At 36.4% G+C, this 21187-nt stretch carries 21 protein-coding genes and 1 tRNA gene; 2 read left to right on the forward strand and 20 right to left on the reverse strand.

Annotated features, from left to right (window positions below; translation table 11 throughout):
• From Q4496_RS15165 to Q4496_RS15215, 11 genes are all read right to left on the reverse strand, one after another.
• Positions 1-73 (reverse strand) — tRNA-Lys (locus Q4496_RS15165).
• A gap of 172 nt (positions 74-245) precedes the next feature.
• Positions 246-1037, reverse strand: a complete 792-nt coding sequence (gene ybgF, locus Q4496_RS15170; RefSeq protein ID WP_215972634.1) for a tol-pal system protein YbgF — start codon at positions 1035-1037, stop codon at positions 246-248.
• A 68-nt stretch (positions 1038-1105) separates the two neighbouring features.
• The gene (gene pal, locus Q4496_RS15175; protein ID WP_215972635.1) at positions 1106-1654 is read right to left on the reverse strand and encodes a peptidoglycan-associated lipoprotein Pal; all 549 of its coding nucleotides are present in this window, start codon (positions 1652-1654) and stop codon (positions 1106-1108) included.
• Between the two features lie 91 nt (positions 1655-1745).
• Positions 1746-3089 carry a Tol-Pal system beta propeller repeat protein TolB gene (gene tolB / locus Q4496_RS15180; protein WP_215972636.1) on the reverse strand — a complete coding sequence of 448 codons (1344 nt, stop codon included), beginning with the start codon at positions 3087-3089 and terminating at the stop codon, positions 1746-1748.
• A gap of 83 nt (positions 3090-3172) precedes the next feature.
• On the reverse strand, positions 3173-4105 hold the full coding sequence (gene tolA, locus Q4496_RS15185; RefSeq protein WP_215972637.1) for a cell envelope integrity protein TolA: 933 nt from the start codon (positions 4103-4105) through the stop codon (positions 3173-3175).
• 1 nt (position 4106) lies between these two features.
• Entirely contained in the window at positions 4107-4532 is a 426-nt protein-coding gene (tolR, locus tag Q4496_RS15190) for a protein TolR (protein WP_159821120.1), read from the reverse strand.
• 15 nt (positions 4533-4547) lie between these two features.
• Entirely contained in the window at positions 4548-5231 is a 684-nt protein-coding gene (gene tolQ / locus Q4496_RS15195; RefSeq protein ID WP_215972638.1) for a protein TolQ, read from the reverse strand.
• A complete protein-coding gene (gene ybgC / locus Q4496_RS15200; protein WP_215972639.1) occupies positions 5221-5658 on the reverse strand; it encodes a tol-pal system-associated acyl-CoA thioesterase in 438 nt (145 codons plus the stop codon). Before ybgC ends, tolQ begins: the two co-directional genes overlap by 11 nt.
• A 548-nt stretch (positions 5659-6206) precedes the next feature.
• Positions 6207-7568 (reverse strand): lipoprotein-releasing ABC transporter permease subunit LolE, encoded by a 1362-nt coding sequence (gene lolE / locus Q4496_RS15205; RefSeq protein ID WP_252727438.1) that lies wholly within the window; start codon positions 7566-7568, stop codon positions 6207-6209.
• Positions 7569-7579: 11 nt separating this feature from the next.
• Positions 7580-8281: a lipoprotein-releasing ABC transporter ATP-binding protein LolD gene (gene lolD, locus Q4496_RS15210; RefSeq protein WP_303610772.1), complete on the reverse strand. Its 702-nt coding sequence runs from the start codon at positions 8279-8281 to the stop codon at positions 7580-7582.
• Positions 8274-9536 carry a lipoprotein-releasing ABC transporter permease subunit gene (locus Q4496_RS15215; protein WP_303610773.1) on the reverse strand — a complete coding sequence of 421 codons (1263 nt, stop codon included), beginning with the start codon at positions 9534-9536 and terminating at the stop codon, positions 8274-8276. Before Q4496_RS15215 ends, lolD begins: the two co-directional genes overlap by 8 nt.
• 190 nt (positions 9537-9726) lie before the next feature.
• Between Q4496_RS15215 and Q4496_RS15220 the strand changes: the two genes are divergently transcribed.
• Positions 9727-10332 (forward strand): PilZ domain-containing protein, encoded by a 606-nt coding sequence (locus tag Q4496_RS15220; RefSeq protein ID WP_215972642.1) that lies wholly within the window; start codon positions 9727-9729, stop codon positions 10330-10332.
• 76 nt (positions 10333-10408) lie between these two features.
• Here Q4496_RS15220 and Q4496_RS15225 read toward each other — a convergent pair whose 3' ends face one another.
• The 8 genes from Q4496_RS15225 to Q4496_RS15260 all read right to left on the reverse strand — a co-directional run bounded on the left by Q4496_RS15225 (position 10409) and on the right by Q4496_RS15260 (position 18972).
• Positions 10409-10600 carry a hypothetical protein gene (locus Q4496_RS15225; RefSeq protein WP_215972643.1) on the reverse strand — a complete coding sequence of 64 codons (192 nt, stop codon included), beginning with the start codon at positions 10598-10600 and terminating at the stop codon, positions 10409-10411.
• 30 nt (positions 10601-10630) lie between these two features.
• The gene (locus Q4496_RS15230; protein ID WP_215972644.1) at positions 10631-11476 is read right to left on the reverse strand and encodes an SPFH domain-containing protein; all 846 of its coding nucleotides are present in this window, start codon (positions 11474-11476) and stop codon (positions 10631-10633) included.
• A 208-nt stretch (positions 11477-11684) separates the two neighbouring features.
• Positions 11685-12161: a transcription elongation factor GreA gene (gene greA / locus Q4496_RS15235; RefSeq protein WP_215972645.1), complete on the reverse strand. Its 477-nt coding sequence runs from the start codon at positions 12159-12161 to the stop codon at positions 11685-11687.
• Between the two features lie 154 nt (positions 12162-12315).
• Entirely contained in the window at positions 12316-15534 is a 3219-nt protein-coding gene (gene carB / locus Q4496_RS15240; RefSeq protein WP_215972646.1) for a carbamoyl-phosphate synthase large subunit, read from the reverse strand.
• 35 nt (positions 15535-15569) lie between these two features.
• Positions 15570-16754, reverse strand: a complete 1185-nt coding sequence (gene carA, locus Q4496_RS15245) for a glutamine-hydrolyzing carbamoyl-phosphate synthase small subunit (RefSeq protein ID WP_215972647.1) — start codon at positions 16752-16754, stop codon at positions 15570-15572.
• Positions 16755-17026: 272 nt separating this feature from the next.
• Positions 17027-17830 carry a 4-hydroxy-tetrahydrodipicolinate reductase gene (gene dapB / locus Q4496_RS15250; RefSeq protein WP_215972648.1) on the reverse strand — a complete coding sequence of 268 codons (804 nt, stop codon included), beginning with the start codon at positions 17828-17830 and terminating at the stop codon, positions 17027-17029.
• 9 nt (positions 17831-17839) lie between these two features.
• On the reverse strand, positions 17840-18268 hold the full coding sequence (locus tag Q4496_RS15255) for a hypothetical protein (protein WP_303602780.1): 429 nt from the start codon (positions 18266-18268) through the stop codon (positions 17840-17842).
• An 80-nt stretch (positions 18269-18348) separates the two neighbouring features.
• On the reverse strand, positions 18349-18972 hold the full coding sequence (locus tag Q4496_RS15260) for an FKBP-type peptidyl-prolyl cis-trans isomerase (RefSeq protein WP_303602779.1): 624 nt from the start codon (positions 18970-18972) through the stop codon (positions 18349-18351).
• A 193-nt stretch (positions 18973-19165) separates the two neighbouring features.
• Between Q4496_RS15260 and Q4496_RS15265 the strand changes: the two genes are divergently transcribed.
• Positions 19166-20509 carry a Na+/H+ antiporter NhaC family protein gene (locus Q4496_RS15265; protein ID WP_215972651.1) on the forward strand — a complete coding sequence of 448 codons (1344 nt, stop codon included), beginning with the start codon at positions 19166-19168 and terminating at the stop codon, positions 20507-20509.
• Between the two features lie 20 nt (positions 20510-20529).
• On the opposite strand, the gene Q4496_RS15270 is transcribed toward Q4496_RS15265, so the two are convergent.
• The gene (locus Q4496_RS15270) at positions 20530-21162 is read right to left on the reverse strand and encodes a hypothetical protein (protein ID WP_215972652.1); all 633 of its coding nucleotides are present in this window, start codon (positions 21160-21162) and stop codon (positions 20530-20532) included.
• Between the last annotated feature and the right edge of the window lie 25 nt (positions 21163-21187).

A 21187-nucleotide genomic window follows, 5' to 3' on the forward strand; every position in this document is an offset into this window, starting at 1 on the left:
TCGGCCGTGAAGGATTTGAACCTTCGACAAATTGGTTAAAAGCCAACTGCTCTACCAACTGAGCTAACGGCCGACATTGCGTTAAGGTTGGTGCCTCAACGCGCCGCATATAATACTGATATATAAATTTAGTGCAAGAATAAATTTACTTTTTTTCACTATTATACATTGTTTGATTAAAAACAAAGCACATTGCTAGTTTTGTCAACAACAAAAATAGCAATAGTCTTTAAACTAGCAAAGGCTTAGTTTAGTTTATTTAACCGAGGTTTTGCTAATTGTGCTGAAGTTGACTCAGGATATTCACTTAACAGTTGACGATATAGCTGCTTAGCTTTATTGTCATTTTTTTGTTGTTGTGCAACCATAGCTAATTTTAACAGTGCATCAGGTCTTTTACTTGAGTCTTTAAATTGCTCAACAACAATAGAAAATTCTTGTTCAGCTTCAGATAACTTACCTTTATTAAACAACAACTGCCCTAACCAATAATGTGAATTAGGCGCATAAGTTGACTGAGGATATGCCTTATTAAAGCTGTGAAACTCAGAAATTGCCTGTTCATATCGCTTATCTTTTAGCACCAAATTAAGTGCTTTATCATAAGCTTCATTCTCAGTTAAATCATCACTATAATTTTTGGTAACCGCCGGCAAATTAACCACCGTAGTACTAGCAGCTTGTGAGGTTGACTGCAAAGCCGCACTTACTCGTCTATCTAGCTCTTGATATAACTCTCGCTGTCTTTCAAGTACTTGAGATAGTTGATGTGTATGTAACTCAGTTACACCACGTAATTCATTAACTTGATTTTGTAAATCATCAAGCTGACTTTGAATATTTACTTGCGCTCGATTACGAGAGTCAAGTTTTCGCTCAACATTAGCCAATTGCTCTGTTAATGAACCTTTATTTTGTTTTTCACTCGATGCAGAGCTTACATCAATAACTGGCGCTTGAGCCGCTAGCACAACTGAGGTACTAGCAGTCAAAATTAAGCCAAATAAAACCGCTCTATTTGAAAGGGTTAGTTTCATTTTTTTTCCGATTATATTTATTTAAAGTTCGCTATGCAGTTCTGATGCATAGCGTTTAATAAATAGTTTTAGTATACAATTACCGCACGGCGATTTTTAGAAAAAGCTTCTTCAGATCTATCTTTGATCATTGGCTTTTCTTCACCATAGCTTACAATTGATAATTGATCTGCCGATACACCCATGTTTTCTAAATAAGTAACAACAGCTTTAGCACGACGCTCACTTAATGCAATATTGTACTCAGGTGTGCCACGTTCATCAGCATGACCTTCAATTAGTACTTTCACACCTGGGTTAGCATTTAAGAACTTAGCATGAGCATTCAATATGTCTGAAAATTCACTGCTAACACTTGAAACATCAAAACCAAAATAAATAATATGTTCAGAACGTAACATAGCTAATTGTTGACGTTCTTGCTCTTTAATTTCAGCAGCTCGTTTAGCAGCTTGAACTCTTACAGCTTCTTCAGCTGCTGCTTGCTGCTCTTGTACCATTTCAACGTTACTATCAACGCTTACTTGCTCGTCTGATGAATCATTAGAGCTACAAGCCGCTAGTGCTAGCATTGGTAAAGCGATAGCTACATTTTTAAGTGTTTTATTTAAAATCATATTATTTTTTTCCTTATTTTACAAAAGTGTAATTTTAATTTTTTCTTTCTTTTTTATATAATAAATAGTTTTTTATTTAATAACTATCACTTTACAAAAACGGTGACCAAGCAGGTGACTTAACTTGACCATCAAGAGCCGGTAGACGTGCTTTAAAGCGACCATCAACTGACACTAACCCAAGTACCTGCCTATTATTATGCAAGGTACTATATATTATCATTCCACCATTAGGTGAAACACTTGGTGACTCATCTAACCTAGTTTTCGTTAGCACTTGAAATAAACCTGAGTCTAATTCTTGCTTCGCTAAACGATATTGACCACGAGTTCTATTAACCATGATTAATTGTTTATTATCAGGCGTAATAGAGCCACCTAGATTCATTTCACCATTAAAAGTGAGACGCCTAACTTTCCCATCGATTAAATTTACGCGATATAGTTGCGGTTTACCACCCCGTTCTGAACTAAATATTAAAGAATTTCCATTTGGTGCCCAACTTGGCTCGGTATCTATCGCTCTATTACGCGTTACTCGACGTAATGTTTTTGTTGCTAAAGTCATGACATACAGGTCAGGATTACCGTCTTTTGATAAAACCATCGCCATTTTTTTGCCATCAGGAGAAAAGCGTGGCGCACTATTAATACCGTCATACGAGCTTATAAGCTGACGTTCACCTGTATAAATATTAATAGTATGAATTTGTGCTTGTCTATTCTCAAAAGAGACATAAGCTAATTGCTCGCCATCAGGATGCCATGAAGGAGACATAAGTGGTTCATTAGAGCTTAATAATACTTGTTCATTAAAGCCATCATAATCAGCAAAAGCTAACTGATAAGGAAAGTTTCCTCCATCTCTAACAATAACGTAAGCAATTTGTGTTAAAAACGCACCTTTTGTGCCGGTAAGTGACTCATATACTGCATTACTAATAGTGTGTGCATAGCGGCGAAACTGTTCACTACCAATTTGTGCGCTACTTTGGCTTAAAATATGATCTTCTGTTTGTACCAATTCACCATTACTCAACATAGATGTTTGTCCGCCAGTAACTTGTCCACGAATAACATCAACTAATTGATAGCTCACTCGATACTGTCCTAAGCTAACTTCATCTATTGTGCCTGTAATAATAGCTTCTACACCAATACTAGCCCACGCACTGTAATCAATATTTGTTGCTGAAGTAGGCAGTTGAGGGAATTTACTTTGACTAATGGGATTAAACTTACCACTGCGTAATAAATCATCGCTAATGACTTTTGACACTTGTTCTGGAAGCTCCCCTGCTCCCCTCCATTGAAATGGAACAACCGCAATAGGTCTTGCACTATCAACACCTCCAGTGATCACAATTTCGAGTGTAGCCATCGCTGAGGTAGAGAGTAAGGTTATAAAAATTCCAAGTAATAATTTAATTTTCATATTTTTCTATTTAATCCAGTTCTGTTAATTTTTTGAGAGTTATTGAACAAGCTATTTTAAATTTATTTTGTTTTCATCCAAAATTAGAATTCAGGCACAACAGTAACACCAATATTACGCATTTCTTTAAATACTTCAGGATCTTTAGAAACAGGCAGTGTACCTGCTTTATATACAGCCCTTTTAGCCGCTTCACATACTACAGTATCACCGCTAACGTTTTTAACTTGTGTAACAAAGCCTGAAGGCGCAAGACTGATCATCAATTTACAAGACTTACCCTCCATTGTTGATCGATCATTAATCATATTTTGATCAATAACATTAGTAATAAGCGCTGCATAGCGTTGTATTTCCGACATCATTTGTTGCTGACGAGCCTTATTACGTGTGGCCATTTCAGCGGCCATTTGCTCAGCAATTATTTTTTCTTGTGCGGCCCTTTGCGCAGCTTCTTGCTCTTTGCGTTTACGCTCTGCTATTTGCTTTTTACGAAGCTCTTCCGCTTTTTTGGCTTCAGCTTCAGCAGCTAACCTTTTAGAACGAGCTTTTGCTGCCGCCTCTTCCGCTTTTTTCTGTTCTTGTTCTTTTTGTTTTCTCACTTTCTCCGCATTTTTCGCTTTCGTATTAGCTTCTTGCGCTGCTTTATCTGCTTTTTTCTTTTCTTGTTCTTTAATCTTACGCTGTTTTTCTAATTTCTTTATCCGCGCTTCTTCTTGTGCTCTACGCTTCTTAGCATCATTGGCACGCTTTTCTATTTCTTCAATTCGTTTTTTCTCTGCTGATTGTTCATCCGCTTTTTGTTTTTTTATCTCATTTATCGCTTTTTGTAATTTTGCCCCATCAACAACCGTTGCTTCTATCGGCTTAACTTCTTGCGCAATTGAAGCACTTGCTTTGGGCTTTATTTCGCTATTAAAGTCTCCCATAAAAAGAACAACGATCAAACCTACATGCAAGGTTAAACTTAGCCAAATAGCTTTAATGAAAGTGCTCTTGTTATATTTTTGCGTCACTTTAATTCTCCAACGGTTCTGTCATTAAACCCACCGATGGTACACCTGCAACATTTTGTAGTAATACCATTAACTGAATAACTGCATCATATGAAACAGCACCATCTCCATTAACAACAACCGGTGTATCAGGGTTTACCAATAAATGTGCTTTCACTAACGTAGCAACTTCTTCAGCTGAAAGTGGCTCTTTATCATTAGCACCCAAAGTAATATAGTATCGCCCTTGAGCATCAACTGAAGCGACCAATGGCGGTTTAGTATCTTTATCTAATGGCTCAGCATCTGCTTGAGGTAAATCAACCTTAACCCCTTGCGTAATGAGTGGCGCTGTCACCATAAAAATAATCAATAATACCAACATAACATCAATATATGGAACAACGTTGATTTCAGCAACTTTTCGGCGTCTAACTCTGTTATACATAAAATACGCCCTTATTTATTCTGGCTTACTAACAACAGTTTGTCGTTGTAAAATACTCGCAAACTCTTCCATAAAATTACCGTAACTATTTTCAAGTTTTTCTACTTTATGGCTAAATCGGTTAAAAGCCATTACGGCAGGAATGGCGGCAAAAAGCCCCATAGCTGTTGCAATAAGCGCTTCAGCGATACCAGGAGCTACCATCGCTAATGTGGCTTGTTGCACCGACCCCAAACCAATAAATGAATTCATAATACCCCACACAGTGCCGAACAATCCGATATACGGACTAATAGAGCCGACTGTCGCCATAAAAGGTAAATGTGTTTCTAAGTTGTCAACTTCTCGTGATAGTGCAACACGCATAGCACGTTGGGTGCCATCAATAATCATAGTTGGATTATCAATGTGACTTTTACGTAAACGCGCAAACTCTTTAAAGCCTGCAACAAATAAATTTTCAACGCCTTGAACTTCGTTCTTAGTTGATATTTCATTATAAAGTTTACTTAAATCGGCACCACTCCAAAACTTGTCTTCAAAGTTTTTTAATTGTTGTGTCGCTAAGCTAAGCGCTTGTCGACGCTGAAAGATCATCGCCCAGCAAGCCACAGAAAAGCCTAACAACACTAACATAACAAATTTAACCAATATACTGGCTTCTAAGATGAGTTCAACAATTGAAAGTTCAGCAGACACGTTTTAACGCTCCTAATATAGATTCTGGAATAGCCATAGGTTTTACTTTTTGAGAGTTATGACTTTGAAAGTTAACACAAGCAACACGTACAGTTGCAGTACATATTAATTGTTGTTCTTGATTTGTTATTTGTTGATTAAACACTAAACTAGCACGTTTTAACGTGGTTATAGTAGAGTTTACCTTAAGTAAATCATCTAATTGTGCAGAAGCAATATTATCCATTTCAACCTTTCTGACAACAAAACCAATGTTTTGTTCTAAAAAATTAGTCTGGTTAACACCAAGCTCTCTTAACCACTCAGTACGAGCTCGCTCAAAAAACTTTAGATAGTTAGCATAATAAACAATTCCACCTGCATCAGTATCTTCGTAATAAACTCTTAGCGAGTAATTGTGGCTTGTATTTAATTTTATATTTGACATTTACAACAAGGTTTCTAAGCAATCGACACAAGTGAACATATACTAATAGATAACCTAGTAGACAAACAAGGCGAAGTTAATGAATATTTACACTTTATATCAAAAAAGTAATTTATTATGTTACGGCTAATTAATGATTAACATTAACAAAGGTGATAATTAGATAAAAGGCCTTATATAAATTAAAAACAAAATTATTCATTAGTTTTTCTAATGCGAAAAAGTAATTTTATTAGTTTGTCACACTAAGTGAACAAACTTATAATAATCTTGTTTTCTGGTATAGCCCTTTGCAGTGATAACTTACTCTCCCCTGTATTATTATCATTTATCAGAAAAAGATGAATTGATATTTTTTTGTTTTATCTTTTCTCGACATGTTTAATGTAATTTCATATAGACTTCCTTCTATCAACTTGATATTTAAGTTGGCCCGCAATAAGTTGCGGGCTTTTTTTTGCTTAAAATTTAAGATATTTAATGAAGTACATCAATTTAAGTACAGCAAGGGGCAGCATAATTTCTTACGCTTACTCTAATAAAGCAGCTTATAATTGCCCTAAAACTTGTGCTGGTTCAATTTTTGTCGCTCGCCAAGCAGGGTATATGGTAGCAACTAAAGACATCAATAATGCGGTAATTATGGTGATATAGACATCAGATAGATTTAACTGACTAGGAATATGATCAATAAAATAAACATCTGCCGATAAAACTTTAACTGTAAATATATTTTCAATAAAGACTACAATATCGGGTAGATTAAGCGCTAATAGTATTCCGAAGGCCCCGCCAATAGCCGTACCTAGCAAACCATTAACTAGCCCCTGATATATAAAGGTCAACATAATTAATTTATCACTAGATCCCATTGTTTTTAAAATCGCAATATCGCCTTTCTTATCATTAACGGCCATAATTAACGTTGATACTATATTGAAACTTGCTACCCCAATCACCAAGATTAGTACAATAAACATAACCATGCGTACCATTTGTATATCGTTAAATAAATGCCCTTGCGTACGTGTCCAATCCATAATATAAACATAATGATTAAAATTAGCAGCAATAGAGCGAGCGACACTCGGCGCAGAAAAAACATTATCTATTTTAATTCTAATCCCTTGTACTTCATCGTTTTGATAACCTTTAATTTCAGCTGCCTGTGTCAATGATATATAGGCAAGGGTTTCATCAACAGTACCGCCAAACTTAAATATACCAACAATTTCAACTTGTCTTTTCACTGGTGCAGAAAATAGGTTTTGATTACCCAGGTCATTTATTTCAGACATATGACTACTTGGTGGTAGTAAGATCTGTACTTTATCGCCGAGCTTCACTGCTAATTTTTTAGCAACTCCCGCGCCAATAACAATCCCGTTCCCTAGGTATTCTGTTACCATGGGGTCATTACTTTTTTTACTTTCACCTTGGTTCGATAAAGCATGCCAACTACCTGATACCATATAATTTTCAATATCAGATACAAGGGTTTCTAACTGAACATCAACTCCTCTAATTTCCAATGCCTTTAATTGGCTTTGATGCTGCATCATTCCTGTTAAATTAATCACCGGAGCGGCGGCAATGACTTCTGGATGACTCGCTATTCGCTTAACATTTAAAGGCCAATTTGATATCGGCTCATCAACCGATATTAATTCAGCATGAGGAACTATTGATAACAGTTTATTTGCCAATTCACGCTCAAAACCATTCATAGCACTTAAAGCGATAATTAATACCATAGTGCCCAAGGCAATACCAAGAGTAGAAGAAGCAGAGATAAAAGTAGAAAAACCATGTCCATTGCGACTTCGTACATAACGTAAAGCTAAAAAAATACTTAATGGGGTAAATATAGGGTATTTGCCACTTTTATGAGAGGTTGTTAATTTATCCATAGCTTATTGACTCAGTTACTTACAACATTATGTTGTACAAAGTTCGATAACTTGCCATGGTCTAATTGTAATTGTCTGTCCATACGCATCGCTAGCGAAATATCATGTGTAACAACAACAAAACTGGTTTGCACAGTTTTATTAAGACTACGGATCAATTGATATATCTGTTCAGCGGTATCGCTATCTAAATTGCCTGTTGGTTCATCAGCTAAAATCAATGAAGGTTTAGTCACTAATGCTCTAGCAATAGCTGTACGTTGCCTTTCACCACCCGACAATTCACTCGGTCTGTGATTAAAACGATGAGCTAACCCTACCTGTGATAGTACTTCTGAGGCAGAAGCTATCGCTTGCTTGGGCTTGTTCCCTCGAATTAATAAAGGCATAGCTACGTTTTCAAGGGCGGTAAACTCCATCATCAGATGATGAAATTGATAAATAAAACCTATATGTTGATTGCGAAAAGTTGCTCTTTCTTTATCTGATAAACTTAAAATATTAACATCATTAATAAAAACTTCACCTGAACTAGGTAAATCTAAAGCGCCTGCAAGGTGCAAAAAAGTACTCTTGCCACAACCCGAGCTACCCACAATGGCAAGCAGCTCGCCTTTTTCAACTATTAGCTCTAATTTATCCAAAATCTTAGTTTCTATATCGCCCTGCTTATATGATTTAGATAATTGACTACAATGTAATACTTTACTCATTACGTAAAACCTCTGCTGGTTGGGTTTTTGATGCTTGGAAAGCTGGATATAACGTAGCGATGAAGCTCATCCCTAAAGCTGATAGAACAATAACAACAACATTTACTAGCTCAAGCTGAACAGGTAAAGCTTGCATAGCATAGCCACTACCTAATATATTCACCCCTAACGTTGACAATATTTCATTTAAATTTAACGCAATTAATACACCTAAAATACTACCGATCATCGCTCCCCATAAACCATTTACCATGCCTTGAGTAATAAATATTTTAACTATCCCAGCTCTAGACAGACCTAATGTTTGCAATATACCTATTTCACCTTGTTTTTCAACAACTACCATAACTAGTGCTGAGACAATATTAAAAGCAGCAACAGCAACAATTAAACTAAGCATTAGCCACATCATTTTTTTCTCCATATTAACAGCAGAGAAAAGTGCTCCTTGAGTTTCACTCCAGGTGGTATAAGTTAATTTATTCAACGCGGTTGTCTGCAAGTTAGCCGCTGTTAATGTATTCACCACTTGCTGCGCATTAAAAGCATCATCTAAATACAGTCGTAATTGATCAATGCCATCAGCAGTTCTACGTAATAATTTGGCACCTGATTCGCTATGAACATAAACCATTGACCCATCAACTTGAGAGCCAACATCGAAAATGCCACGAATAACAAATTTACGTTGTACGGGAATTCTCCCCATCGGTGTAAAAATAGTTTTATTAGGTAAAACAAGGCGAACAGTATCGTTTATTGTTACTTTTAATTTTCTTGCCAGGGATTGGCCAATAACAATGCTATAGGGATGTTCGGATAAGCTATTTAAAGAGCCACTTATCATATGAGTACTGATAATGTTTTTTTGCTCAAATTCAGGGATAATCCCTTGCAATAAAACACCTTGTAAGTTTTTTGACGATTGAATAAGCGCTTCGCTACTTAAAAAAGGAGTTACCTGTTCAACATGCTTTTGTTTTAGTAGCTCTTCCCTTAAGGCAGGCCAGGAGTCAAAATTATTGGGCTTTGAATCATTTAAGTCTTGCGCAACAATTACATGTGGCACAATACCTAAAATACGTTTTTTTAGCTCCCCTTCAAAACCATTCATCACAGACACTACGGTAATAAGCGACGCTACACCTAGCAAAATGCCAACGGTTGAAAAGAAAGTAATAAATGAGATAAAGCCAGTACGCTTTTTACTACGGCTATAACGTAGTCCAATAAATAGGCTAACAGGTTGAAACATTTAATTATTGTTACTGAAATTATAAAATAAAATAGATAATCAAGCATAACACAGCCTGCGATTATTTAACGTTTTACTTGTTAGAAAGTATGTCTAAATAGTTCTATATCTGCTATAACCTTATAATTAAATACGATTTTTAAACACTTAAGCTAAGTAGTATAAAATTCATATAATTAAAGTGACAACAATGAATAAAGAAACAACAGCGCAAAAGCTAATAAAATATAATGAGTTTTTTTCGATTGAACATGATTTCTCAATTAACATAGTAGCCATTGATAGAAATAAACACATAACTTATGACGAATTTATAAACAACATGCCAACGCCATTTAAAATGGCCAGTGACATGTCGAGTTTAGATCAAGCTGCGTTACGTCCACTACAAGCGTTGTCAGGTGTGGCGAGTAAGTTAGTTGAATTTTTAAATCATCAATCAAATAAAATTGATTTATTGATTGGCTACATCCTACAACAAGAAGATGATGAAGCGCACAGATATCAAGGTATCAAGTTTGGTGGTGGTGGTTTATTATTTACTGCAAATAAATCTTTTGAATTATCACAACTTCTAGAGTTAAAAGTTTTTCTACAAAACGAAAATCATGCTGTTTATTGTTATGGTGAAGTTATTGAAATAGAAGAAGTTGATAAAGATTATTTACATAAGGTTATTTTTCACTTTATACGTGAAGACGATAGAGAAATACTAGTACGAAGCAGCTTACATGAGCAATCGAAACAACTTCAAGCGCTGGCTTTACAAAGAAATCAAGAAGATAAGAAAAACTAAGCACAATAATATCCTTATTATTTAGTGCTTGTAAGTTATCTTAATAATAGTAAAAAGCATATTGCTTAATTCAATTTTAATCCTTGTTATCTTCAACGATCGTTATCGTTTTTTGAATTAGTTTTACTCTGCCTGAATCAACTAATGCTTTTCGTAATACATATTCAATTTGAGCATTAACACTGCGAAGTTCATCGTCTGACCAACGCTGCATTGCTGCCAATACATCAGGGTTTATTCTTAATGGAAAGCTTTTTTTAGCCGCCATAATAACTCCTATAGTAATTTTTTATTGCGGCTAATAAAGACTGCCAGTATTTACAACAGGTTGTGTACTTTTATCACTACATAACACGACCAGTAGATTACTTACCATAGCGGCTTTGCGCTCTTCATCAAGCTCAACTATTGATTTTTCAGAAAGTTGCGTTAATGCCATTTCAACCATACCAACAGCGCCATCAACAATTAGCCTTCTAGCAGCAATGATCGCCGACGCTTGTTGTCGCTGTAGCATAGCGTTAGCAATTTCTGGTGCATAAGCTAAATGACTAATACGGGCTTCATGTACTTTAACACCGGCTTTTTCTAGCCTTTCTTGTATCTCACATTTTAATGCTTCAGAAACTTCTTTTGAATGGCTTCTTAAAGCAATTTCGTCGCCGTCATGTTGATCATAAGGGTAGCTAGTCGCCATATTTCGTAATGCTGATTCACTTTGTATATTCACAAAACTAATATAATCATCAACTTCAAACATCGCTTCAGCTGTATCACCTACAGACCAAACAACAACAGTCGCTATTTCTATAGGATTACCATGATTATCATTCACTTTCATTTGGTTTGATTCAAAATTTCGAACTCTAAGTGAAATGTTTTTACGTTTGAAGAAAGGAATACTCCAGCGTAAACCATTAGACTTTACAGTACCAACATAACTACCGAAAAAAGTCATCACTTTCCCCTGATTAGGCTGCACCATAAAAAAACCAGGTAATATAAATATGATAAACACAATGCCAACAAAGGATAAAACCCCAACATTATAATTAATAACTTGACTCACAACCGCTCCTATAATTATCAATAATGCCAAAAAAACACTATAGCCATTGATTGAAAAACCTTTCTTCTCTTTCATATTTATTCCTTAAAAAAACAATTGTGACATCAAAATGATATCATAATTATCTACTAATAATTAATGTTGTCAATTAAAAATGATCAATACCACTAAGTAGAAGGCATAAAAAAACCCAACATTACTATTAATGTTGGGTTTAAAAAGCCTTATATCTTATTTATATTAGTGGCTATGCTAATATAAAACACTAACTCGAGGTTATCGATTAGATATGATCTACGGCCATAATTTCGTATTCAACCACACCACCTGGTGTTGAGATTTCAATTTCACTATCAACAGTTTTTCCTATTAGGCCACGTGCAATAGGTGAATTTATAGAAATTCTGTTTTGTTTAATATCTGCTTCGTCATCACCAACAATTTGATATTTAACTTCTTCTTCAGTATCAATATTAAGTAAAGTAACGGTAACACCAAATATAACTTTACCTGTATTAGTAATTTTAGTTACATCGATAATCTGTACATTACCTAACTTACCTTCAATTTCTTGAATACGGCCTTCACAGAAACTCTGTTGCTCACGAGCGGCATGATATTCAGCATTCTCTTTTAAATCACCATGTTCGCGCGCTGTTGCTATGTCAGAAACAATTCTAGGACGTTTGACTGTTTTTAAATAATTTAATTCTTCACGTAACGCATCAGCGCCGTGAACTGTCATTGGATATTGACTCATAATTTTAATCTTATCTTTTATGTAAAATGAAATAAGTGCGAGTAACAAAGCTCGTTTAGCTAAAAGCAAAACGGAACACATAGCTTAGTAATTCATATAACTACTAAGTATGTATTCCAACAGTGCTTGTGCTTAAAAAAGCAAGTTAGTCTGCTTATTTACAACGCTTATGTAATTCTTGGATAGACGTAACAGTATTTCTATCATCAGCAGCATGCGCTTGACAAGCTGCAAATGCAGCATTTAGTGTTGTAGTATATGCCACTTTATAGCGCAATGCTCCACCACGTAATACTTTAGAATCTTCAATCGCTTTACGCCCTTCGGTAGTATTGATGATATAAGTATATTCACTGTTTTTAATTCTATCAAGAATGTGTGGGCGACCTTCATGTACTTTATTAACTAAACGAACGGGTACATTAGCTTCACCTAAGATAATTGCTGTACCGTGTGTTGCATCAAGTTCATAACCTAAAGCAACCATTTGTTTAGCTAGTTCAACTACACGTACTTTATCAGAATTACGAACAGAAATTAATGCCCTACCCGACTTAGGTACAGATACCCCAGCACCTAAATTAGCTTTAGCATAGGCTTCTTCAAAAGTATTGCCGACCCCCATTACTTCACCTGTAGAACGCATTTCAGGACCAACTAATGGATCACTACCATGGAATTTGTTAAAAGGAATAACCACTTCTTTTACAGAGTAAAATGGTGGGATAACTTCTTCAGTAATACCTTGTTCGGTAAGCGATTTTCCAGCCATCACACGAGCACCAACTTTCGCTAAAGGTATAGATGTCGCTTTTGAAACAAATGGCACGGTACGCGCTGCTCTAGGATTTACTTCGATTAAGTAAACCTGATCACCTTTAACAGCCATTTGTGTATTCATTAATCCAATCACACCTAGCTCAAACGCTAGATCTGTTACTTGCTTGCGCATAACATCTTGAATTTCTTGGCTTAGGCTATAAGCAGGTAATGAGCAAGCACTGTCACCAGAGTGAACCCCTGCTTGTTCAATATGTTGCATAATGCCACCAATAACAACTCTTTCACCATCGCAGATAAGGTCGATATCAACTTCAATAGCATCATCTAAGAAATGGTCTAATAACACAGGAGAATCATTTGATACACTTACGGCTTCTGTCATATAACGACGTAAGTCTTCTAAATCATAGACAATCTCCATTGCTCGACCACCTAGTACATAAGATGGACGAACAACTAATGGAAAACCAATAGCTTCAGCCTTTGCCATTGCTTCATCTAATGATGTAACAGTCGCATTCTCAGGTTGTAATAAGCCTAAACGATCAACCGCTTGTTGGAAACGCTCTCTATCTTCTGCACGATCAATCGCATCTGGAGAGGTACCAATAATTGGAACACCAGCAGCTTCTAAAGCACGTGCCAGCTTAAGTGGTGTTTGACCACCATACTGGACAATAACACCTTTTGGCTTTTCAATTCGAACAATTTCAAGTACATCTTCAAAAGTAATGGACTCAAAATATAATCTGTCTGATGTATCGTAATCTGTTGAAACTGTTTCAGGGTTACAGTTAACCATGATTGTTTCATAGCCGTCTTCACGTAATGCTAAGGCAGCATGAACACAACAATAGTCAAACTCAATACCTTGTCCGATACGATTTGGCCCACCACCTAAAATCATAATTGATTCTTTGTCTGTAGGATTCGCTTCACATTCTTCATCATAAGTTGAATACATATAAGCAGTGTCAGAGCTAAATTCTGCAGCACATGTATCGACTCGTTTGTAAACTGGGAAAATATTCGCATTATGACGCTTTTTACGAATCTCAGCTTCTGCAACACCAATAACATCAGCAAGACGAGCATCAGCAAAACCTTTACGTTTAAGTTTACGTAAATAGTCTGCATTCAGTATTTTCAATCCGCCTTCAGCTACTTTGGCTTCCTCTAAAACGATGTCTTCTATTTGTACTAGGAACCAACGATCAATTTTCGTTAAACGGAATACATCATCAACCGTTAAACCTAAACGGAATGCATCGGCAACATACCAAATTCTGTCAGAGCCAGCTTCTTGTAACTCATGCATAATTTTGGTTTTAGCACCAGGTTGCGTTACATCAACCATAGAGTCGAAACCATTTACGCCAACTTCTAAACCACGTAATGCTTTTTGCATTGATTCTTGCTGATTACGGCCAATAGCCATAACTTCACCAACTGATTTCATTTGCGTCGTTAATCGGTCTTCACAACCAGCAAATTTTTCAAAGTTAAAGCGTGGTATTTTAGTTACTACATAATCAATTGTAGGTTCAAATGATGCTGGTGTTTTGCCGCCAGTAATATCATTTGTTAATTCATCAAGCGTATATCCTACCGCTAATTTTGCTGCGATTTTAGCAATAGGGAAACCTGTTGCTTTAGATGCAAGCGCCGATGAACGTGATACACGCGGGTTCATTTCTATAATAACCATACGACCGGTATCTGGACAAACACCAAACTGTACGTTTGAGCCACCTGTTTCAACACCAATCTCACGTAGCACCGCTAGTGAAGCATTACGCATAATTTGGTATTCTTTGTCTGTTAACGTTTGTGCTGGCGCAACCGTTATAGAATCACCGGTATGAATCCCCATTGGATCGAAGTTTTCAATTGAACAAATAATGATACAATTATCATTTTTGTCACGAACCACTTCCATTTCGTATTCTTTCCAACCAATTAATGATTCATCAATTAATAACTCTGATGTTGGTGAAAGATCTAAACCTCGCGTACAAATATCATTAAACTCTTCAATATTATAAGCAATACCACCACCTGAACCACCCATCGTAAATGAAGGACGAATTATACAAGGGAAACCTAAGTTTTTGCTTGCTGCATGTGCTTCTTCAATCGTGTGAACAATTTCAGCACGTGGCGTTTCTAAGCCAATGGCTTTCATCGCTTTGTCGAAACGACTGCGATCTTCTGCTTTATCAATTGCATCAGCAGTAGCACCAATCATTTCAACATTAAATTCTTTTAATACACCTTGCGCCTCAAGTTCAAGTGCACAATTCAATGCAGTTTGACCACCCATAGTTGGTAGTACCGCACAAGGACGTTCTTTTTCAATAATTTTTCTAACAACTTCCCAATGAATAGGCTCGATATAAGTTGCATCAGCCATATCGGGGTCAGTCATAATTGTTGCAGGGTTAGAGTTAACCAAAATAACTCGGTAACCTTCTTCACGTAATGCTTTACATGCTTGCGCACCTGAATAATCGAATTCACAAGCTTGACCAATAACAATTGGGCCTGCACCTAAGATCAAGATACTTTTTAAATCTGTTCTTTTTGCCATGTCTCTATTCTCTCTTCTCTTGTCAAGGGTGTGGGTTAAGCCTGTTTTGCTTTGGCGTCGGTTTTATATTCGTTAATCAAGTCAATAAAATGGTCAAATAATGGTGCGGCATCATGTGGGCCTGGGCTTGCTTCTGGATGACCTTGGAAACTGAATGCGGGTTTGTCAGTGCGATGAATTCCCTGTAAAGAACCATCAAATAGCGATTTATGTGTTGTTCTTAAGTTATCAGGTAAATTATTTTCATCAACAGCAAAACCATGGTTTTGCGAAGTAATCATAACTACATCACGGTCAATATCTTTCACTGGATGGTTAGCACCATGGTGACCAAATTTCATTTTAACAGTCTTAGCGCCACTGGCTAAACCAAGTAATTGATGGCCTAAACAAATACCAAAGACAGGAATATCTGTTGTTAAAAACTCTTTAATCGCGGTAATAGCATAATCACAAGGCTCTGGGTCACCAGGGCCATTTGATAAAAAGATACCATCAGGGTTCATAGCTAACACATCACTTGCTGATGTTTGTGCTGGTACTACCGTTAGTTTACAACCACGGTCTACTAACATGCGCAAAATATTGCTTTTAGCACCAAAATCATAAGCAACTACATGAAAGTCGAATTTTTCTGGTTCAGAGAAACCTTCCCCCATAGCGCTACCAAGTGCCCAACTACCTGAGGTCCATTGATATTGCTCTTTAGTAGAAACAACTTTGGCTAAGTCCATTCCTTTAAGACCTGGAAATGCTTTTGCTTGCGCTAAGCCATTAGTTTCTGCAGCTTGTAAAGTCTCATCATTAGCGTCATCAATAGTTAAGATACAACCATTTTGAGCGCCTTTTTCTCGTAAGATACGCGTTAATTTACGTGTATCAATATCAGCAATACCTAAAATATTATTGCTAACAAGGTATTCACTTAAGCTTTGTTCACTTCTAAAATTACTTGCAAGTAATGGTAAATCACGAATTACCAAACCTTTAGCAAAAATAGCGTCTGATTCTTTATCTTCACAGTTAGTACCTGTATTACCAATATGCGGGTAGGTTAGCGTGATAATTTGCTCTGCATATGAAGGATCGGTGAGGATTTCCTGATAACCTGTCATTGAAGTATTAAATACTACCTCACCAACAGCCGTTCCCTTTGCACCAATTGCGGTGCCTTTAAATACAGTACCGTCTTCCAGTACTAAAATCGCAGATATAGCCAATGTAACCTCCAAAAAAGAAGAAAAGAATGCAGAACCTTTACTTTAAAAATTAAATTTAAACTCTATTTAAATTGTCTTTAGTAGTAAGGTAAAACAATCACAAAATTTGTACATAAAAAATGCCAAAAAACGGCTTTGAGCTAAATTTTTGACAAAATCCACTTATTTTACGCTTGTAGACCACTTTCGTCTAGTGAAATTTTCAAAAACCTATTCTTTTATGTGATTTATTCACTTTTAACCATCAAGCAGTTAAAAGTAGTAGTTATCTATTATTTCAAACCTAAAACATCTTGCATATCGTAAAAGCCATTATCAGCTTCACTCAACCAAAATGCGGCTCTCATAGCACCTAATGCGAAAGTCATTCGAGAGCTTGCCTTGTGAGTGATTTCTATACGCTCACCTAAATCAGCGAAATAAGCCGTGTGCTCACCAACAATATCACCCGCTCGAACCGTAGCAAAACCAATCGTTTCCTTACTACGTTCTTCTGTAATACCTTCTCGCCCGTACACCGCACATTCATTAAGGTCGCGCCCTAACGTATCAGCAATTACTTGCCCCATTTTAACGGCGGTCCCTGAAGGAGCATCTTTCTTAAATCGATGATGTGCTTCGAAAATTTCAATATCAGTATAATCGCCAATGGCTTTTGCTGTAATTTCCAGTAACTTAAACATTAAATTAACACCAACAGAAGTATTCGGCGCTAGCACGATAGGCATTGATTGTCCGGCCTCTTTAATACGATGGACCTGTTCATCGTTAAACCCTGTAGTACCAATCACTAGTGCCTTATTATGTTCTTTGCACCAGTTAATATTTTCAAGTGACGTTTCTATTGATGTAAAATCAATAAAGACTTCAGCTTCATTTAATTGGCTTAACTCCGTAACCGTAGTTAGCCCCATCGCGCCTATACCCGCTAATTCACCAAGGTCGAAACCTGCAAATGAAGAACTACTACGAACGCTACCTCCAATCAATTCAATACTTTCATGTTCATGGGCTGCTTGAATAAGATTACGCCCCATTCTGCCACTACAACCTAATATTGCTACTTTTACTTTCATGTTTATTCTCTACTTTGAACCTGTCAGCATAACAGGATGATCTAATGTCTGTGAATTGGATAAGTCATGGGAAACAACATTAATAATTTTCAGCTTATTATCAACTAAAATTAAATGATAAATTGCGCAAAAATCAGCAAATATCTCCCCTTTTTCATCAAGAAACTCCCAATCTACACTCATTAAAAATAAATGATCAGTGACTAGAGAGTAACTTGCCTTTTTAATGAGTATATCACTGGTTTTTGCTTGCTGTAATTGATTAAAAATCTTAGTAAGCTCTTGCTGACATGCTTTGATATCTGTCACTAAAACAACTTGGTCAGGAGTATGCAGAGTACAAGGTAGGTAATAAGCAGTCGCAGCCTTATTCAAATCATAATGGGCAAATGCCGATAAATATTCCTTTAAAAATAATGTAACTTTTTTAGTCTGCATTCTATGTGTCACCAACAAGACAAGTTGTGTTAATTTTCACTTAAAAAAAAGCCCTCAACTGAGGGCTTTAAAATAACTAACTAGCTAACGATGCTAATTAATTCAACATCAAATACTAAGGTAGCATAAGGTGGGATAGCACCTTGTGAACCTTGCTCGCCATAAGCTAAGTTATAAGGAACTGTTAGCTTCCATTTACTACCTTCAGGCATTAACTGTAATGCTTCTGTCCAGCCAGCAATTACACCGCCAACTGGAAACTCTGCCGGCTGACCACGTTCAACTGAACTATCAAATACATCACCATTAGCGAAGGTACCATGATAATGAACACGAACAGTGCTAGCAGCTGTTGGCTTATCGCCGTCACCTGTTTCAATTACTTCATATTGTAAACCTGACTCTGTAACAGTAACTTCATCACGTTTAGCATTTTCAGCTAAAAAAGCTTCGCCTTCGGCTGCTTTTTCTTTAGCAATAGCTTGCTCTTGCTCTTGTAATTTTTTAGAAACTACAGTGAAAGCTTCATTTAAATCTTCATCTGATACTTGGCTTGCTGCATTAATTAATGCATCAGCAATACCTGCTTGTACAGCGGTAATATCAAATTCTTTAAAAGGGTTGTTACGTAATTGGTCACCTAATTGACGACCTACACCGTAGCTTACACGTTGCTCAATTGTTTCGTATTTGTTTTCAGACATATTTTTCACTTACTTTTTTAAAAATTTGCGAGAGTCTATCATAAAGCTTAGCCAGTATGTAGGGTCGGAGTATCGCAATTTGTTATTTTTTATAAACGCTTTAAATATAAATACCAATCACTACTTCACACCACGTTGATTTAACGAATATAATAGGCAACGCATGTAACATTTATAATAAGAATTTATATTTATGACCACTTCTGCAGCAGAAGATCAACCAATAACGAATAAGAAAAGCCTCATTGCTTTACTGCCTTTTGCCGTATTTCTTGGCATATTTTTAGGTACTGGTATTATTTTAACGCTTCAAGGTGTTGAATTCGCTTTTTATCAACTCCCTGCCAGCATTGCTATTATTCCTGCTATTTTTGTGGCTATTTATCTTGGTAAGGTGTTAAGTAAAGAGCCTATTGATAAACAAATAGGGCAATTCATCAGTGGTGCAGGCCACGCCAACATTATGACCATGTGCATTATTTATCTACTGGCAGGGGCTTTTGCAACGGTAGCGAAAGCAACAGGAAGTGTTGATGCTAGTGTACAATTAGGTTTAGCATTTTTTCCTACTTATCTATTATTACCTGGTTTGTTCTTAGTTGCGGCATTTTTATCAACCGCGATGGGTACCTCAATGGGCACTATTGCTGCCATTGCTCCTATTGCTTTAGGTTTTATAGAGTCTGCAGGAATAGATTCAGCTTTAGTGGCGGGTTGTTTAATTTCAGGGGCTATTTTTGGTGATAATTTATCTATAATTTCAGACACCACCATTGCCTCAACACGTAGTCAAGGCGCTCACATGAAAGATAAATTTAAAGTGAACTTTAAATTTGCCGTGCCTGCTGCCATTATTTGTTTAATTATATTTTCAGTGTCAGGACAAAATATTGATTATCAATTGGCTAGTGATCCTGCCGTTTTAGGGCTGATTCCTTATATTGTTATTCTAATACTTGCCCTTTCTGGCGTTAATGTTTTTGTGGTTTTATCGTTAGGTATCGTATTAGCGGCAGCTATTGGTATGTTAACAAGCGACTATCAATTATCAGCACTAATAACTGATATCAATGCTGGTTTTTCTAGTATGCAAGATATCTTTATTTTGTCGTTGTTTATTGGAGGGTTAAGTGAATTAATTCGTCACCAAGGTGGCTTATCTGCGCTCACAAAAACTATTGAATCATTCGCACGAAAATTAAGCCCACATAATAAAAAGCGTGCCGCTGGTTTAGGTATTGCCGGATTGACTTTTGGTTGTAATTTTTTTACTGCCAATAATACCGTATCAATTATTATCACCGGCGAGACGGCAAAAGATTTGGCCACTGATGGGGAATTAACACCGGCACAATCTGCCAGCTTACTCGATGTGTTTGCCTGTATTAACCAAGGTTTATTACCTTATGGTGCACAGGCTTTATTATTAGGATCAACGTTAAGCATTTCACCGCTGGCAGTGATCTCTCATGCGTTTTACCCAATGATATTGTTCTTTACTGCAGGTATTGCATTCTGGCGAATGACAAAGAATTAATGTTCAATATAAACTTATACTTACTTTATTAACGTAGTGCTATCTTTTGTAACACTATAAATATCACTTGGTTTAAAGCCTAGAGTTATATGAAAATCTTTACTGTTTAGCAAAAAACGCTGACGAATTGATTGCCCATCAGCACTTTGAGCGACAACAAAGTAGGTTTTACTATCATCGCGTGCCACTGTACCTAAACCAAGTAAGTTAATATTAATCTGATTCGATAATTCGCCATTAACACCTGAAGCAAGTAACTTTTCAACTAATGCTTTATCTGCTAGTTGATATTCAGGTGGGCTAACTAATGTCATATGAAATAGTTGATGATCACGTGCCGCTTGAAATGCTCTATATTGCGGAAATTCATCCCCTAGTAATTTCTCTAATTGGGTTAAGTACACAAATAATTCTGCACGACTAACGACTGCACCTAAATAAGTTTGCCCTTGATTATCGGTCAATTTAGAGACTTTCAAACTAATAGTTTTGATGTTTTTACTATTGTCAGATGGTTGATGCTGATTTGCACTTAATGACTGGAGCGCCCTAACCTGCTTATTTGTCAGCTCAACTTTATCATCGGTTATGTTATGAGCTGACACATGAAACTGCATCAAAAGAATAAACATGGTTATCGATATTTTAATCATTAAATTCTCTTTATAATAAATAAGC

It is taken from the genome of Colwellia sp. 5_MG-2023 (assembly GCF_030547795.1).
In the GTDB taxonomy this organism is placed as follows: Bacteria; Pseudomonadota; Gammaproteobacteria; order Enterobacterales; family Alteromonadaceae; genus Colwellia.

Excerpts from the sequence above, each read along its gene's own strand:
- ybgF (WP_215972634.1), bottom strand. The coding sequence starts at position 1,037 with ATGAAACTAACCCTTTCAAATAGAGCGGTTTTATTTGGCTTAATTTTG.
- pal (WP_215972635.1), bottom strand. The coding sequence starts at position 1,654 with ATGATTTTAAATAAAACACTTAAAAATGTAGCTATCGCTTTACCAATG.
- tolB (WP_215972636.1), bottom strand. The coding sequence starts at position 3,089 with ATGAAAATTAAATTATTACTTGGAATTTTTATAACCTTACTCTCTACC.
- tolR (WP_159821120.1), bottom strand. The coding sequence starts at position 4,532 with ATGTATAACAGAGTTAGACGCCGAAAAGTTGCTGAAATCAACGTTGTT.
- ybgC (WP_215972639.1), bottom strand. The coding sequence starts at position 5,658 with ATGTCAAATATAAAATTAAATACAAGCCACAATTACTCGCTAAGAGTT.
- lolE (WP_252727438.1), bottom strand. The coding sequence starts at position 7,568 with ATGGATAAATTAACAACCTCTCATAAAAGTGGCAAATACCCTATATTT.
- lolD (WP_303610772.1), bottom strand. The coding sequence starts at position 8,281 with ATGAGTAAAGTATTACATTGTAGTCAATTATCTAAATCATATAAGCAG.
- Q4496_RS15215 (WP_303610773.1), bottom strand. The coding sequence starts at position 9,536 with ATGTTTCAACCTGTTAGCCTATTTATTGGACTACGTTATAGCCGTAGT.
- Q4496_RS15220 (WP_215972642.1), top strand. The coding sequence starts at position 9,727 with ATGAATAAAGAAACAACAGCGCAAAAGCTAATAAAATATAATGAGTTT.
- Q4496_RS15225 (WP_215972643.1), bottom strand. The coding sequence starts at position 10,600 with ATGGCGGCTAAAAAAAGCTTTCCATTAAGAATAAACCCTGATGTATTG.
- Q4496_RS15230 (WP_215972644.1), bottom strand. The coding sequence starts at position 11,476 with ATGAAAGAGAAGAAAGGTTTTTCAATCAATGGCTATAGTGTTTTTTTG.
- greA (WP_215972645.1), bottom strand. The coding sequence starts at position 12,161 with ATGAGTCAATATCCAATGACAGTTCACGGCGCTGATGCGTTACGTGAA.
- carB (WP_215972646.1), bottom strand. The coding sequence starts at position 15,534 with ATGGCAAAAAGAACAGATTTAAAAAGTATCTTGATCTTAGGTGCAGGC.
- dapB (WP_215972648.1), bottom strand. The coding sequence starts at position 17,830 with ATGAAAGTAAAAGTAGCAATATTAGGTTGTAGTGGCAGAATGGGGCGT.
- Q4496_RS15255 (WP_303602780.1), bottom strand. The coding sequence starts at position 18,268 with ATGCAGACTAAAAAAGTTACATTATTTTTAAAGGAATATTTATCGGCA.
- Q4496_RS15260 (WP_303602779.1), bottom strand. The coding sequence starts at position 18,972 with ATGTCTGAAAACAAATACGAAACAATTGAGCAACGTGTAAGCTACGGT.
- Q4496_RS15265 (WP_215972651.1), top strand. The coding sequence starts at position 19,166 with ATGACCACTTCTGCAGCAGAAGATCAACCAATAACGAATAAGAAAAGC.
- Q4496_RS15270 (WP_215972652.1), bottom strand. The coding sequence starts at position 21,162 with ATGATTAAAATATCGATAACCATGTTTATTCTTTTGATGCAGTTTCAT.